Origin of the sequence: Vibrio sp. (genome assembly GCF_038138445.1) — a bacterium.
Lineage (GTDB): Bacteria > Pseudomonadota > Gammaproteobacteria > Enterobacterales > Vibrionaceae > Vibrio.
In genome coordinates this window covers 3,104-18,284 of record NZ_JAYQDQ010000026.1, presented here as the reverse complement: position 1 = coordinate 18,284, position 15,181 = coordinate 3,104, and the positions used below count along the sequence as shown (strand labels likewise).

General features: G+C 44.8%; 15 protein-coding genes. 11 read left to right on the top strand and 4 right to left on the bottom strand.

The window, feature by feature from the left end; genetic code table 11:
* Nucleotides 1-259: 259 nt before the first annotated feature.
* The 3 genes from AAFM34_RS09230 to AAFM34_RS09220 form a co-directional block, all read right to left on the bottom strand.
* Nucleotides 260-1,525, bottom strand: coding sequence for an outer membrane protein transport protein (locus tag AAFM34_RS09230; protein ID WP_341662156.1), 1,266 nt, complete (start codon nt 1,523-1,525; stop codon nt 260-262).
* A gap of 262 nt (nt 1,526-1,787) precedes the next feature.
* On the bottom strand, nt 1,788-2,516 hold the full coding sequence (locus tag AAFM34_RS09225) for a DUF3379 domain-containing protein (RefSeq protein ID WP_341662105.1): 729 nt from the start codon (nt 2,514-2,516) through the stop codon (nt 1,788-1,790).
* Nucleotides 2,509-3,084: a sigma-70 family RNA polymerase sigma factor gene (locus AAFM34_RS09220; protein WP_114786760.1), complete on the bottom strand. Its 576-nt coding sequence runs from the start codon at nt 3,082-3,084 to the stop codon at nt 2,509-2,511. Before AAFM34_RS09220 ends, AAFM34_RS09225 begins: the two co-directional genes overlap by 8 nt.
* 468 nt (nt 3,085-3,552) lie before the next feature.
* Between AAFM34_RS09220 and fadI the strand changes: the two genes are divergently transcribed.
* The 3 genes from fadI to AAFM34_RS09205 all read left to right on the top strand — a co-directional run bounded on the left by fadI (nt 3,553) and on the right by AAFM34_RS09205 (nt 7,627).
* Entirely contained in the window at nt 3,553-4,860 is a 1,308-nt protein-coding gene (gene fadI, locus AAFM34_RS09215) for an acetyl-CoA C-acyltransferase FadI (protein WP_341662104.1), read from the top strand.
* A complete protein-coding gene (gene fadJ, locus AAFM34_RS09210) occupies nt 4,860-6,983 on the top strand; it encodes a fatty acid oxidation complex subunit alpha FadJ (RefSeq protein WP_341662103.1) in 2,124 nt (707 codons plus the stop codon). The genes fadI and fadJ overlap by 1 nt, the downstream gene beginning before the upstream one ends.
* A 95-nt stretch (nt 6,984-7,078) precedes the next feature.
* Nucleotides 7,079-7,627: an NAD(P)H nitroreductase gene (locus AAFM34_RS09205; protein WP_341662102.1), complete on the top strand. Its 549-nt coding sequence runs from the start codon at nt 7,079-7,081 to the stop codon at nt 7,625-7,627.
* A gap of 64 nt (nt 7,628-7,691) precedes the next feature.
* Here AAFM34_RS09205 and AAFM34_RS09200 read toward each other — a convergent pair whose 3' ends face one another.
* Nucleotides 7,692-8,567, bottom strand: a complete 876-nt coding sequence (locus AAFM34_RS09200; RefSeq protein WP_341662101.1) for a LysR family transcriptional regulator — start codon at nt 8,565-8,567, stop codon at nt 7,692-7,694.
* Between the two features lie 246 nt (nt 8,568-8,813).
* Here AAFM34_RS09200 and AAFM34_RS09195 point away from each other — a divergent pair, with 246 nt between their 5' ends.
* From AAFM34_RS09195 to tssD, 8 genes are all read left to right on the top strand, one after another.
* Nucleotides 8,814-9,914: a response regulator gene (locus AAFM34_RS09195; RefSeq protein WP_341662100.1), complete on the top strand. Its 1,101-nt coding sequence runs from the start codon at nt 8,814-8,816 to the stop codon at nt 9,912-9,914.
* Nucleotides 9,915-10,068: 154 nt separating this feature from the next.
* Nucleotides 10,069-10,200 carry a hypothetical protein gene (locus AAFM34_RS09190; protein ID WP_341662099.1) on the top strand — a complete coding sequence of 44 codons (132 nt, stop codon included), beginning with the start codon at nt 10,069-10,071 and terminating at the stop codon, nt 10,198-10,200.
* 48 nt (nt 10,201-10,248) lie between these two features.
* The gene (locus AAFM34_RS09185; protein WP_341662154.1) at nt 10,249-10,614 is read left to right on the top strand and encodes a YbaN family protein; all 366 of its coding nucleotides are present in this window, start codon (nt 10,249-10,251) and stop codon (nt 10,612-10,614) included.
* 160 nt (nt 10,615-10,774) lie between these two features.
* Nucleotides 10,775-11,320 (top strand): adenine phosphoribosyltransferase, encoded by a 546-nt coding sequence (gene apt / locus AAFM34_RS09180; protein WP_341662098.1) that lies wholly within the window; start codon nt 10,775-10,777, stop codon nt 11,318-11,320.
* A 12-nt stretch (nt 11,321-11,332) separates the two neighbouring features.
* Complete coding sequence (gene dnaX, locus AAFM34_RS09175; protein ID WP_341662097.1) at nt 11,333-13,387, top strand: DNA polymerase III subunit gamma/tau; 2,055 nt, start codon at nt 11,333-11,335, stop codon at nt 13,385-13,387.
* A 78-nt stretch (nt 13,388-13,465) separates the two neighbouring features.
* The gene (locus AAFM34_RS09170) at nt 13,466-13,795 is read left to right on the top strand and encodes a YbaB/EbfC family nucleoid-associated protein (protein WP_114787189.1); all 330 of its coding nucleotides are present in this window, start codon (nt 13,466-13,468) and stop codon (nt 13,793-13,795) included.
* A 14-nt stretch (nt 13,796-13,809) separates the two neighbouring features.
* Nucleotides 13,810-14,409 (top strand): recombination mediator RecR, encoded by a 600-nt coding sequence (gene recR / locus AAFM34_RS09165; protein WP_114787190.1) that lies wholly within the window; start codon nt 13,810-13,812, stop codon nt 14,407-14,409.
* A 410-nt stretch (nt 14,410-14,819) separates the two neighbouring features.
* Nucleotides 14,820-15,181: type VI secretion system tube protein TssD (tssD, locus tag AAFM34_RS09160; protein WP_341662096.1), on the top strand; the 362-nt coding region annotated here is incomplete at its 3' end.

Below are 15,181 nucleotides of genomic sequence, written 5' to 3'. Positions count from 1 at the left end.
AAAATTAGAGTTATTACTTTAAAAACAAAAAACACCTTAGCGATTATCTTTACGATAAAATATCGTCACTAAGCTAATTTTTTATATAAATCACTGATTCGTGGTTTTATTTTGCTTTAACTCGGCGAACACATGTGCTGTGGAAAGGCGGTTTGGCAGCACAGCTGTAGGCTGAAAATAATCAACTGGGGGGTAAATGAGGTATGGAAACGAAAAAGGGCCATGCTAGATGGCCCTTTGTGTGATTAGCTTCAGCGGTTTAGAAACTGCGGCTATATTGTAGACCGACTAAGATAGCATCTGCCTTTGTAGTTGCATTTATAGAGGATAATTCTACGCTGGGGGTAGTTGGGTGATTAGTGGTTTCCTCAACTTTTACGTCTTCACCCAGTAGATAGGTGAAACCAAAATCAATATTTGACTTATCATCTATATGATAAGTAAAGCCTGTCGAGAACCACTGTCTATCTGAATCAGGCACCGAAATAGATGTGATTTTATCTTGTGCACTGGTGTCATACATATAACCCGCACGCAGAGTCCAGTCATTGTTTAAATAATAGGTACCACCGATAGAGTAGTGCATTCCATTTTGCCACTCATAATCATTTAGCTTACCACTTTTTTCAGCTCGTAAAACATCAAATTCACTCCAGTTTATCCATTGTACGCTATAGTGAACTGCGTACTTATCATTGAGGCGATGGTAGCCTGAAAACTCGGCCATATCAGGTAGAGGCATAATTAAGGTATCGTCTACCTCACCAAGCCCTGAACCTGAGTAATTCACTTTACCATCTGCTTCTAAATCTGGGCTATAACGGTATGAGAAACCGAAACGATTTTTATCATCAAGTTCAAATACAGTGCCGATATTAAAACCTACTGCCCAACCATCAGCATCCACATCAAGAGCTGTAGTGGAACCAAGCTGTTGGCTTGTAGTGCGCTTTAACTTACCCTCACCGTAAATAAAGTCCAGACCAGCACCAAAGCTCCACTGTTCATCTAGACGATATGAACCTGATACACCAAAATTCATACTTTTAACGTCGGTTAGGCCACCATACTCTGAAGCCATAAACGAGTTATCAAATTCCGTTTTAGTTCCAAAGTTGGTATAGGCATTGACACCCCATGCAAACTTATCATTAACTGGAACTATTAAGTGAATATTAGGAGCAATAGAAGTATCACCAGCATCACTATAATTTGAATCTAAAGTTGTATAACCCGAGCCGTTAAAGAAACTATATTGGGCATCCTTTACTTCAATCTTTGAGGTGATAGAAACAAACCCTAGAGATAGCGATATTTCATCAAACAGCGCCATTGTTGCGGGGTTACGTGCCATAGCTGAAGCATTGTCGGCAATAACAGCATCACCGGCAAAGGCGCGGCCAAGGCCAGTGGCGGACTGAGAGTTAAGCTGGAAACCTGCAGCGAGAGCTTGCTGCGAAGCCAGTGTGGTGCTGGCAATGGTCACGGCTAGAAGAGATTTCTTAAACAGACGTGTCTTATTCATCATACTTTTCCTTTGTTTCGCCTCTCGCGGACGTCTTATTTGAGCTTTCACTCAACTGTGGCAAATCCTAGGCACCTAGTATAAAAGATAGAAATCCGACCATTACCGAGTTGGTGTGTAAAATTATAGAAATGAAAGCCATTTGGCAGGATTTATAGGTAAAAACAGACTTTTTAGAGTTTAAACTCTATTTTTGAGCAAAAAAAATGGCTTAAGCGAGAAGCTCAAGCCATGATACAGATCACAAAATGTTAAAATTTGGTTAACTCATAGGTTTGATGATGTTTGCTATATTTTCAGCGATGTTGGCGACATTTTCACCATCTTCTCCCACAAGGATTAAGCTAGTGTTGCCAATAGGCTCAACCACGCCTGCCATGCCTTGCTGCTCAAAATCGACCGCTTGCTTGGAAGGCATACTGGTGAGAAATAACGTTACTTTGCCTTTTTCGCCCTGAAACACCATGTGCAGTGCATTGGTGTCGCCAAAGCCACAATGGTTGAGATAATACACATGGTAAGGGAAATTAGCGCCAAGTTGGTGATCAAAGGGCATCATCTTGGCATTGATTTGAGAAGAAGGCACATTTTCGTCAATACCAGTGACAAATGGCTTTTCGGCCATTACATGTTTAATGGCAATATCTTCAATGCTGGCATGCGCTGGCGGTAGGACAATATTGCCCCAGTTAACTTGCCCAACCAAAAGACCAAATACAAAGGCAATCGATGCCGCTGTCGCCATAGCCCGTTTGGCAAAAGTTGGTCTAATCACATTAGATTCTGAATGGGAAGTTTGATGAAACAGGATGCGGTCGACCAGATCTTCAGGCACGTCGACTGCCATCGCCTTGGCAATATGGGCATCAAGCTCAAGCACATCTTCGGCAAATTTGCCGTTGGCACTGTCTGCTTTTATGGCTTCGACGATATCGCCGTCCCGTTCTTTTGGGTCGGACATAATACGACGACGGAATTCTAACTCATCCATTTTGCTGTCCTCGATGACTGTTTTCTGTATCTAACATGTCCTTCAGTTGGTTCCTTGCTCTGAAAAGACGGGTCATCACTGTGTTCTTATTAAGACCAAGGATCTCACCGATCTCTTCGCCACTGAACCCTCCGACAACCTGCAAAAAGAGAGGTTCACGATATTCGTCTTCCAGTTTCATGATTTGTGCCTGCACCCATTGGGTTTGGTGATGCGGGGCATCACTGACTTTGGCGTCATTGGCATGGTCATCAATATCAACCAGATCAAACTGTTTCCTCTCAAAGCGGCGCGCGTTTTCGCGCCTTAATATGGTAATCAACCAAGATTTTGCCGCTTTTTCATCTTGTAAACTATCTAAAGACTTCCAAGCCCGTAGACAGGTTTCTTGGACAAGATCTTCTGCAACCGATTGGTCTTTGCACAGCCAATAGGCGTAGCGATATAAGTCTCTGTGATACGCTCTTACCAGCGCTTCGTACTTTCTTTGTCTGTCCATATCCGAGTTGACCGGAGGACTCGACTTTTTCTTTCCAAAAAAATTGATAACGGACACATGAGCCTCCAATTTTGCTCTGTGGTTTGGCCATACCCCTAAATCTAGGTCCTAGAAGAGTATGATTTACTGAGTATTTAATCAAACATTCTCTGGACTTATCAGACCAGCGTACTATTACGCCCAATGTTATGGTTAAAAAATCGACGTAAAATTGATCTATTTCAACATTCAATATTATTCACAGATTATAGTAGCCCTTGTCATCTGGTTGGTTTTTGGGCCGACATGTTGAGCAAGGTGGCATTTCCTTTTGAAGGCTGACTTTACTTTCTCCTTAATCAGGACACTGATTATTTTCGATTAACGCGAGTTAATTGGTTTGTTCTCCAACCACACAAGTCTGTGTGGTTTTTTTTTGCCCCATCTAAGCTATCGCTTTTCCACTCTGAATCACGTTTAATTAAACGAGCGTTTGATTCGCTTAACATTCTGGTTACAATGATTCTGGTCTGACCTCTATTTTGTAAAGGAGAAATAATGGGCAAGCAGGAAGTGAAAACGCGCTCAGGTGAGCGCATTGCGGTGGTTGCGGGTTTGCGTACGCCGTTTGCACGTCAAAGCACGGAATTCAGTCAAGTCCCCGCCGTCGATCTCGGCAAGATGGTGGTGAGCGAAATGATGGCGCGGACTGAGATTGACCCTAAACTGATCGATCAAGTCGTTTTTGGTCAGGTAGTTCAGATGCCTGAAGCGCCAAATATAGCGCGAGAAATTGTTCTTGGCACGGGAATGAACATTCATACCGATGCTTACAGCGTGACCCGAGCTTGTGCAACCAGTTTTCAGTCTGCGGTCAATGTGGCAGAAAGTATCATGGCAGGTACGATTGATATTGGTATCGCTGGGGGAGCAGATTCCTCTTCTGTGTTGCCAATCGGTGTCTCCAAGAAATTGGCCGCTAACCTTCTTGCGCTTAGCAAAACTAAAACCATGGGTCAGAAGCTTAAATTGCTTAAAAACCTTTCATTTAGAGATCTTATGCCAGTCCCTCCAGCTGTGGCTGAGTACTCAACGGGCTTGTCTATGGGGCAAACCGCAGAACAGATGGCCAAGTCTCATGGTATCACGCGCCAAGAACAAGACGCACTCGCTCATCGCTCTCATTCTCTTGCTTCCGAGGCGTGGAAAGACGGCAAGATAGAAGGCGAGGTCATGACGGCTTTTCCAGAGCCCTACAAACAATGGATTTCTCAAGATAATAACGTTCGCCATGATTCAACCTTGGAAGGTTACGCCAAGCTGCGCCCTGCGTTTGACCGTCAATATGGTAGCGTGACAGCGGCAAACAGTACTCCGCTTACCGATGGCGCGGCGGCCATCATGTTAATGCGAGAAGGCAAAGCCAAAGAGTTAGGCCTAGAGGTGATGGGTTACATTCGCTCCTATGCGTTTTCCGCGATTGGGGTTGAAATGGATATGTTAATGGGCCCTTCTTATTCCACACCTCTCGCACTTGATAGAGCGGGCATTAATCTATCGGATCTGACCTTGATCGACATGCATGAGGCCTTTGCGGCTCAGACTTTATCGAATGTCAAAATGTTTGCCTCAGACGATTTCGCGCAGCAGAAACTAGGCCGAGCAAAAGCGATTGGTGAAATTGACATGGATAAGTTCAATGTACTTGGTGGCTCAATTGCCTATGGCCATCCATTTGCCGCAACAGGCGCGCGTATGATCACTCAAACATTGAGAGAGCTTAAGCGGCGCGGCGGAGGCTTGGCGTTAAATACGGCCTGCGCAGCAGGTGGCTTGGGTGCAGCTATGGTTTTGGAGGTTGAGTAATGAGTGAACAAAAAGCATTTGAATTAAAGGTTGATGAACAAAACATTGCTTGGCTGTCGATTGATGTCCCCGGTGAGAAAATGAATACCTTGCAAGCGGCTTTTGCTGACGAGATGAAAGCCATATTTGCTCAGCTTCAAGAAAATATCTCTACCATTAAGGGCTTGATTGTTCATTCTCTTAAGCCAGATAACTTTATTGCTGGCGCTGATGTGCGCATGCTTGATGCCTGCACCAGTGCTGAGCAAGCAAAAGATCTCGCTGTTCAAGGGCAGACAATGTTCCAGCAACTCTCTGACCTACCTTTTCCTGTGGTGGCTGCGATTCATGGCCCATGTTTAGGCGGTGGTTTGGAGCTTGCTTTAGCTTGCGATTATCGCGTTTGTACCACTTCAGACAAGACGCGTTTAGGATTGCCTGAAGTGCAATTGGGTTTGCTTCCAGGTTCAGGCGGTACGCAGCGCTTACCTCGTTTGATTGGTTTGCTTCCGTCACTTGATATGATTCTCACAGGTAAACAGCTAAGAGCCGCTAAAGCGAAAAAATTGGGCGTGGTTGATGCGGTTGTGCCAGAGAGCGTGTTGCTGCAAGTGGCCAAGAGTTTTGTTGAGAAACATGCGGGTAAATCCCAAGCTAAGCGCAAGGTGTCAACCAAAGAAAAGCTTATCTCTAACACTAGCTTGGGCCGCAAAGTGATTTTTGAGCAGGCGGCGAAAAAAACACATGACAAAACTCGTGGCAATTATCCAGCTGCTGAAGCTATTTTGGATGTAATGCGCCATGGCTTAGAAAAAGGCTTCGAGCAAGGGCAAGCCAAAGAAGCGCAGCGATTTGGTGATTTGGTCATGACACCTGAATCGAAAGCCTTACGCTCCATTTTCTTTGCCACAACAGAGATGAAGAAAGAAAAAGGCACTCAAGCAGAGCCAAAAGATGTTGGTATGGCTGCTGTACTGGGTGGCGGTTTGATGGGCGCAGGGATAAGCCATGTATCTGTGGCCAAAGCCAAAGTGCCAGTGAGAATCAAAGATGTCTCCAACGATGGCGTGCTTAACGCCCTTAAGTACAACTACAAGTTGTTTGATAAGCAGCGCAAACGCCGCATTTTGTCTAAGGCTAAGCTTCAGTCGAATATGCTAAAACTCTCTGGTGGGGTGGACTTCACACGTTTTAATCACACCGACATAGTGGTTGAGGCGGTATTTGAAGATTTGGAATTAAAGCAGCAAATGGTGGCTGATGTTGAGGCGAATGCAAAGGATAGCACCATCTTTGCTACTAATACTTCGTCTCTACCTATCCATAAGATTGCTGAAAAGGCTCAGCGTCCAGAGAAGGTGGTAGGCCTACATTATTTTAGCCCTGTTGAAAAAATGCCATTGGTGGAAATTATCCCTCATCAAAGCACCTCCGATGAGACCATCTCCACTGTGGTCGAATTTGCTCGCAAGCAAGGCAAAACGCCTATCGTTGTCAAAGACTGCGCTGGTTTTTATGTCAACCGTATTCTTGCTCCTTACATGAATGAGTCCGCTCAAGTCTTGATGTCTGGCGAGCCTATAGAGCATTTGGACAAAGCCCTATTGAACTCTGGATTCCCAGTTGGCCCTATTACCTTACTCGATGAAGTCGGCATTGATATTGGCGCTAAGATTATGCCTATTTTAGTTGGCGAGTTAGGCGAGCGATTTAGAGGGCCGGATGTGTTTGATACTCTGCTTGATGACAATCGTAAAGGGAGAAAGAGTGGCAAAGGTTTTTATACCTACAAAGGCAAGAAGAAAGAGGTGGATAAATCCGTCTACAAGCTTTTGAGTTTGACTCCCGAAGTCAAATCAGGCGAGAAAGACATTGCTCTGCGTTGTGTATTGCCCATGCTAAATGAAGCCGTGCGATGCTTGGAAGAAGGCATCATACGAAGCCCTCGTGATGGTGACATTGGTGCTATTTTTGGCATAGGTTTCCCGCCATTCTTAGGTGGGCCTTTCCGATACATGGATCAGCTTGGCTTAGAGAAAGTGATAGAGCTGATGAACCAACATGCACAGAAGTATGGCGATCGCTTCGCACCTTGTGATGGGCTGTTGACTCGCGCAGGTTTGAATAAGCCATTTTACGAATAATTGTTTATGAGTGTAAAAAGGCGAGCGGTAACGTTCGCCTTTTTTGTCACCTAAGGTTATGATCGACTCACATCAGAACTCACTAGGAATTTCAAATGGATGCTTTAGATTTGCTGCTTAATCGCCGCTCAATCGCTAGGTTGTCTCACCCTGCTCCAGAGGGACAGGCTTTAGAGAATATCATTCGAGCTGGTCTGAGAGCGCCAGATCATGCCAGCCTAACACCTTGGCGATTTGTCATTTCTCAAGGCGAAGGGCTGACGAAATTGGCCGATATTTTGGTCGCGGCGGCAAAAGTAGAAAACAGTGACGACAGCGTGTTGGAAAAGCTGAAAAACGCCCCGTTTCGTGCGCCTATGGTGATCACTGTGATTGCTAAAGTGACCCCGCATGAGAAAGTACCCGCTCTAGAGCAGCATCTCTCTGCTGGCTGTGCAGTGCACGCGATGCAGATGGCTGCAGTTGCGCAGGGCTTTCAAGGTTTTTGGCGTTCTGGTAAGTGGATGTTCCATGACAATGTTCATCGTGCATTTGGTCTAGAAGGTGAAGATGAGATTGTTGGTTTTCTATATTTGGGGACGCCAGGTTGCACTCCGATGAAAGTGCCAGAGCGAGACTTGAGTAAATTTGTAGAATATATGTAATCTCAGCCCAAAGCTGAAAGTCAGCTTTGGGCTAAGTGTTTACCATCAAAAGATGAATGATAAATTAGCTGTCCTTATATTCAATCACAAAGTCTATCAATAGACGGACTTTTTCAGGCAAGTGATCTTTGTGGTTGTATAGCATGTAAATATCGCGAGGGTTCGCGCTCCATTCCTGCAAAACCCGTGTGAGGCTCCCATCCTCAATATGTTCTTTAAGCATAACATCTGGCATTAGTGTGATTCCCAACCCATCTGAACATGCGCTGCGAACCACATCTAGCGCATTGGCTTGGAAACGGCCTTTATCATTATTAATCACTGTCTCGCCGCTACTGTTGGTGATTTGCCATTTTAAAAGCGGTGCGCCTTTCAAAAGAGAGTGATTTTGCAGATCTTCTGCATGCTTTGGCTCTGGGTGATTGGCAAGGTAGATAGGACTGGCGACTAAAATATCTTCAACTGAGCCGATTTTACGTGCAATCAGGCTGGAATCTCTCTGCGGGCCAACGCGAAAAATGACATCCCATTCCGTTGGATCTAGCTGATCAGCATGGTTACTGGTGGTTAGTTCAAGGTTGATATCCGGAAATTTAGTCATGAATGCGCTAAATATTGGCATCATCATGCGTTTGGTAAGGTTTGAGGGAGCCGATACACGAATTTTTCCGGCCGCTCCTCGGCATTCATCGGTAATTTCTTCTGTCGCTATGGTGAGTCGATTGAGTAGGGGAGAGCATTCACTGTAAAAACGTTCACCCGCTTCTGTAAGAGAAAGTTTACGGGCATGGCGGTTGAGTAATCTGAGGTTAAGAGCTTCTTCCAACGCTTGTATGCGCCGAGTAATTGTTGCAACAGGAATCATAGTTTTGCGAGAGGTCGCAGTATAGCTTCCGTTTTCAACAACGAGCCTAAAAAGGTTGAGATCGTCTAATTTCATTATTTTCGACACATTTTTTGCAAATTGGGTTAACTTATACAAGTATCAGATGCCAAAGGTTGAATATTATCAACAAGGTTTACGATCTTTGGCTCTAGCTACATATAGTATTCAACATGCGCGAAAAGTGGAAGATTTGTATAAATACACTTTCGCAGCTATTTTTAAATGAGTGTTTGAAACCGTTTACAATTAAAAAAATAATACTAACAGTTGTACGTTTATAGTTGTGTGAGGCCAAGGTGTATGCATAAAACTTATGAAGTGGCGACAACGCCCTCAACCCAGCCGGATACTGGGACAAAGCTTATCATGATCGTCGATGACGATCCTGTATTTCGCAAACTCACCGGTGGCTTTATTGAAGCTCAAGGTCATGAGGTTGTGGAAGCGGAGAACGGCCTAGAAGGCCTCAAAAAGCTTAGAGAGACAGAGCCAGACTTGATTTTGTGTGACCTTTCAATGCCTGTACTCGATGGTATTGAGTTTGTTGAAGAGGTCAGTTTAGAGTACCCATCACTCCCTTTGATTGTGGTATCAGCCACTGATGAGATGGCCGATGTGGCGCAAGCGCTACGTTTTGGCATCAAAGATTTTCTCCCTAAACCTATTACCAACCCTGACCATCTAGCCAGTGCAATAGAAAATACCTTATATGATTCCGACAACCATCTGTGTGATCAACGAGATTTTGCGAGTCAGTGGTTCAGAATAGACAGCGGTGATATGCCAGAAGAGCAAGAGTTGCATTGGCATTTAGAATATTTGCAGGACAACCCTATTGCGGCGAAAGATCTGCTGCATGCACTGTTGCCTGATAAAGATACATCGCAAGGTGACTGGAAATGTAGCTATCGCCTGTTGCAATCGATCGATGTTATGCCTTTGGTCTATGACTATGCATGGCTTATGAATGGTCAGTTTGCATTCTATATCGTTGATTCTGCATGCGAAGGTCAGCATGGTGCGGCAACTACCTTATTGGTTAGAGCGTTATTCCATGATTACCTGCGTAATTTGAAGTGTTTTAATGCCGATTTGAAAGATATTGCTGATTTGCTTGAAAAGGGTATGGAGTGCGCAGAGTGTGCCAGCCCAGTAAAAGCCATGTTTGGTATTGCAGATGTGTCCGAAGGGACGTTATCACTGCTACCAGCAGGTCTTGATGCGCAATGGTCCAATGGGTATTTCTCCCAACATATAGCAGCAGGAACCAAACTTGGTGAAAATTGTATTAAAAACTTTATAACGCCTGATTTACCTATTCAGGCTGCGTGCCAGCTGACATTAGGTAGTTTGGGTTCAAGCAGTTTTAGTTTGGATATTTTCCGTGGTGGTAGTGCTTAGTCCATGTGATAAAACGTCTAATAACCTTATGTTTTTACGGTGTTTATTGAGATTTTTTTGAGGTATAGTCCGCCAGCACAAAAATGTTCCAATACGTTAACCTAATATTAACGAATAATAAAACATACAGTACTGACACGAGAGAAGTAATCCTATGGCAGACAAAGACTTTAAAGAACCCTACAACATCCTTTACTTTTTAGGGTTCATTGCGGCATTATTAATTCCTACCCTTCCTGCGACCCTAACTTGGATTCGAGTATTTAATGGATACGCGGGTTTTTAGCCGAATAAGCCGGAGCCTACCATCGATATTCGAAGACTGAGTTTAAATATTGTAGGTGGCCTGAGTTTGGTGCTAGGTTTCTTCGGTATCTTTCTGCCTTTGCTTCCGACAACGCCGTTTATTCTTCTCGCCAGCGCTTGTTTTATGCGCAGTAGCCCAAGGTTTCATCGTTGGTTACATGAACATAAAACCTTTGGTCCTATCCTCGATAACTGGCATCAACACCGAGCGGTGACCAGCAAAATCAAAGTGCGTGGCGCCCTATGTATGGTGGCAAGTTTCTCCTTCTCTATTTGGATTGTTTCCCAAGTTTGGTTAAAGGTTGCACTTATGGTGATGCTGATGACTTTATTGACTTGGTTTATTCGATTACCCGTGATTGATCACCTTGCTGATAGGCAAGAAAATCACTAAGATTGCATACACGTGTCCTGCTGTTTTTGTAGGTGTATAACTGGTTGCATAACGTGAGTCCTTTTAGCTTCGTAAAAAGTGACCAGTGCGTTAAAAACCTTTGCTGATGCTTGTTAAACTTTTTGTAGATAATAAGCCTAGCCAATCTAAGAAATGAATTATGACAACTGAAACCATTACCTTAATCAAGTCAAGCATCAAAAGCATCCCAGATTACCCCAAGCCAGGTATTTTATTCCGTGACGTGACAAGTCTAATGGAAAACGCGGTGGCGTATAAGGCTGCTATTCAGGTGTTAGTCGAAAAGTACCAAGGTATGGGCTTTACCAAGGTTGTTGGCACTGAAGCTCGCGGCTTTTTGTTTGGTGCGCCACTCGCTTTAGAGCTTGGCATTGGCTTTGTACCTGTACGTAAACCCGGTAAGCTGCCGCGTCAAACGATCGCCCAATCTTACCAACTTGAATACGGCACGGATACTCTTGAAATTCATACTGATGCGATATCAGAAGGGGATAAGGTTTTGGTTGTCGACGACTTGCTTGCCACAGGTGGAACGATTGAGGCGACCACTCAACTTATTCGCCAGCTCGGTGGAGAGGTTGAACACGCTGCGTTTGTTATCAATCTGCCAGAAATTGGTGGAGATACACGTCTCGAAAAACTTGGCCTCAAGGTATACAGTATTTGTGAGTTTGATGGCCATTAATTGGATAAAGTCATGAGTTATTTAGCACTGGCTAGAAAATGGCGGCCTGCACAATTTAATCAAGTGGTTGGTCAAAGTCATGTCTTGACCGCGTTGGAAAATGCATTGGCGAATAACCGGCTTCATCACGCTTATCTATTCAGCGGGACTCGCGGAGTCGGAAAGACCACCATAGGTCGTTTGTTTGCCAAAGGATTAAACTGCGAGACAGGTATAACAGCCACGCCTTGTGGCCAGTGCGATACTTGCCAAGAAATCGATCAAGGACGCTTTGTTGATTTATTAGAAATTGACGCAGCGTCTAGAACCAAGGTCGAAGACACCAGAGAGCTGCTGGATAATGTGCAGTACAAGCCAGCCCGAGGTCGCTTTAAAGTTTATCTCATCGATGAAGTGCATATGCTCTCAAGGCATAGTTTTAATGCTTTGCTTAAAACCTTGGAAGAGCCGCCAGAATATGTAAAGTTTCTTCTTGCCACTACGGATCCACAGAAATTACCTGTCACCATATTATCGCGTTGCTTGCAGTTCCATTTAAAGCCTATCAGCGTTGATAACATCCATCAGCAACTCGATTATATTTTACAGCAAGAAAAGGTTTCGTATCAGCCCCGAGCTTTAGGCATGATTGCTCATGCTGCCGATGGCAGTATGCGTGATGCATTAAGTTTGACCGATCAGGCGATTGCTTTAGGTAATGGTCAAGTGGTGACGGACAGTGTTGCTCATATGCTGGGAACCTTAGATACGGACCAGGCATTACATTTACTTGAAGCCATTGGTTCCAAACAGCCGCAAACAGCGATGGATTGTCTTGCAGGTCTTGCTCAAAACGGCGTTGACTGGGATGGTTTACTCTCTCAGCTTTCTGCTCAGCTGCACCGCCTTGCTATGTATCAAGCGCTCCCTGAGACGCTGGATAAATCCTTACCCGATGCCGAAAAAGTGGTGTTGTTAAGTCGAGTGCTTTCGCCGCAAGATATCCAGCTTTATTATCAAATTGCGCTAAAAGGGCGGCAAGACTTAGCGCTGGCTCCATCTGAGCAAATCGGTGTTGAGATGGTGGTGCTACGAATGATGGCATTTCGCCCTGTGGCTCAGCCTCAAGCGAATGTGATTACCAATCAGGTTATTCAGCCAGAGCCAGCTCCTTCGACATATGTGCCACCAGCTCCTATTCAAAGTGTATCGATGCCAGAAGTTCAGCCTGCACCACAACCACCTGCGCCTGAACAGCCATCTGTACCTGAACAACCATCACAAATGGACATGGAGCCTGCTCAGGCTCAAATGCCAGAGACTCCAGAGCAACAAGCCAATGCTCACATGCAGGAGCAGCCTCAATCACAGGTATCTCCTGTAAGAGGTCTAAGACACCAGCTTCGTTCTCAACGCACTGGGAAGAGTCAGGCTAGCACGCCAAAAAAGACTAATGCGACATCTGCTCAACCATCATCGGTTCTTGATCGCGTTGCACAGCGCAACATGGGAACTATGCAGGTGTCGCCAGTGTCCAACTCAGTGGATGTAGCAACGCCTGAAGGTGATAAAGCAGAGCCTTATCAATGGCGTCCAACGCTGCCGCAAGAAAAACCAGTAGCGCAAAATCATGCACTCACGCCTTCTCAAATAAAGAAAGCGCTGGAGCATGAAAAAACGCCGGATATGGCGAAAAAGCTCACTCAAGAATGTTTGCAGCAGAGCCAATGGGCTCGTTTGATTGAACAGCTGGATGTGGCAAAAATGACCCAGCAGCTGGCGCTTAATTCACATTATGAGCAGCGAGAGAGTTTTATTGTACTCACGCTTCGCAGCGAGCAAGCTCATCTTAATAGTGATAGAGCTCGTCATGAACTTATCACTGCGCTTAACTCGGTGTTAGGCGAGCAATTCGAGCTAAGTGTTGAGGTTGGTGAGTCTGGTGAAACCCCCTTAGAGTTGAGAGAGAAACTCTATCAGACAAAGTTACAGCAGGCATTTACCAGCCTTGAAAACGACAGCAATGTTCAGTTTATTGAGCAGCGATTTGCAGCTGAGCTAGACAGTGATAGTGTCAGGCCTATATGAATCAAATTTGGGGTTGAAAAAACACACTTCGACCTCAATCTATTAACGAAACTAGCTAGACAACCCAGAGAGAAAAACATGTTTGGTAAAGGCGGAATGGGCAACTTAATGAAGCAAGCCCAGCAAATGCAAGAGCGTATGCAAAAGCTTCAAGAAGAAATTGCGAATATGGAAGTAACGGGCGAGTCTGGTGCTGGCTTGGTAAAAGTAACCATCACAGGAAGCCACAGTGTTCGTAAAGTAGAGATCGACGAAAGCTTGATGGAAGATGACAAAGAAATGCTTGAAGACTTGATTGCTGCTGCATTTAATGATGCGTCACGCCGCGTTGAAGAAACACAAAAAGAAAAAATGGAATCAGTGACTGGGGGGATGCAACTTCCACCTGGCATGAAAATGCCTTTCTAACAAAGGGCTAGTCAATGCGCACCAGTCATATGCTGGAGCAATTGATGGAGGCCTTACGTTGTCTGCCTGGGGTTGGCCCCAAGTCAGCTCAGCGTATGGCCTTTCATTTGTTACAGCGTGATAGAAAAGGCGGTTTACAGTTGGCTGACTCACTCAGCCAAGCAATGACAGAGATAGGTCATTGCAATGAGTGCCGCACTTTTACTGAACAAGAAACGTGTCACATCTGCACTAACCCTAAGCGTCAGGAAAATGGTCAAATCTGCGTGGTTGAAAGCCCTGCAGACATCGCTGCGGTGGAATCAACTGGTCAATATTCAGGTCGATACTTTGTGCTTATGGGTCATCTATCCCCTTTAGATGGCATTGGCCCAAGTGATATTGGCCTTGATGTGCTGGATTACCGTCTACGTCGCGGGGATGTGACAGAAGTTATTTTGGCCACCAACCCAACCGTCGAGGGTGAAGCGACCGCTCACTATATTGCAGAGCTTTGCCGCGAGCATAAGGTGCAGGCCAGCCGGATTGCACACGGTGTGCCTGTCGGAGGTGAGCTTGAGCTTGTCGATGGTACCACGCTTTCCCACTCATTACTTGGCCGGCAAAAACTATAGTTGCTAGATAGTGCCACTCGATTGAGTGAGTGCCGTTTGGATAAGCACTATCCATCATCCCAAAATGAATTAGAACTGTGACAAAAAGGACCTAAGGTGAAACCCTTGGGTCTTTTTTATTGGGGGAAACAGAATGGTTTATGTTTTGTCGCATTTGCTTAAGCTTTAGGGGGAGAGTGTCATTCTGGTCAGCACACTTGTGCCCCTTTCTGGGTTACGTGTCGAAGTTTGAGCAAAGATCATCGGGTAGATTTGATATAGAAAAACTAATGTTTTTCGAGAATCGAGACCTGCCCCGTGAGTTTTCAAAAAACCTTCATTTTCACTACATTAATAGTCATTATGCAACGGTGCGCTTTAGGTTAAAAACTGATACGATCTTTTCACGATCAGTTGAAAGGATAAATATAATGACAACAATTGCTTACCTAACCATAGAGAGTATTGAAGGCGGTTTATTATCGATGGCTTGTAATACCCCAGACTCAATGGGTAATGGCTATCAAAGTGGCCATGAAAATGAGATTACAGTTCTGGGCTTTTCGCATAACATGTCATGGGAAAATCGTTCAGTGCACTCACCCATTCAAATAGTTAAGAAAGTGGATAAGTCTAGTCCACTTATCTCACAGGCATGCTCAGATGGAGCTGAATTAAAGTGTCAGCTCACATTCTATCGCAACTCTCCTAGAGGCGGTACACAGGAAAAGTTCTACCAAATTGACTTAATTGGCGCTTTGATTAGAAATGTAAATATCGAAATGCCCAACGT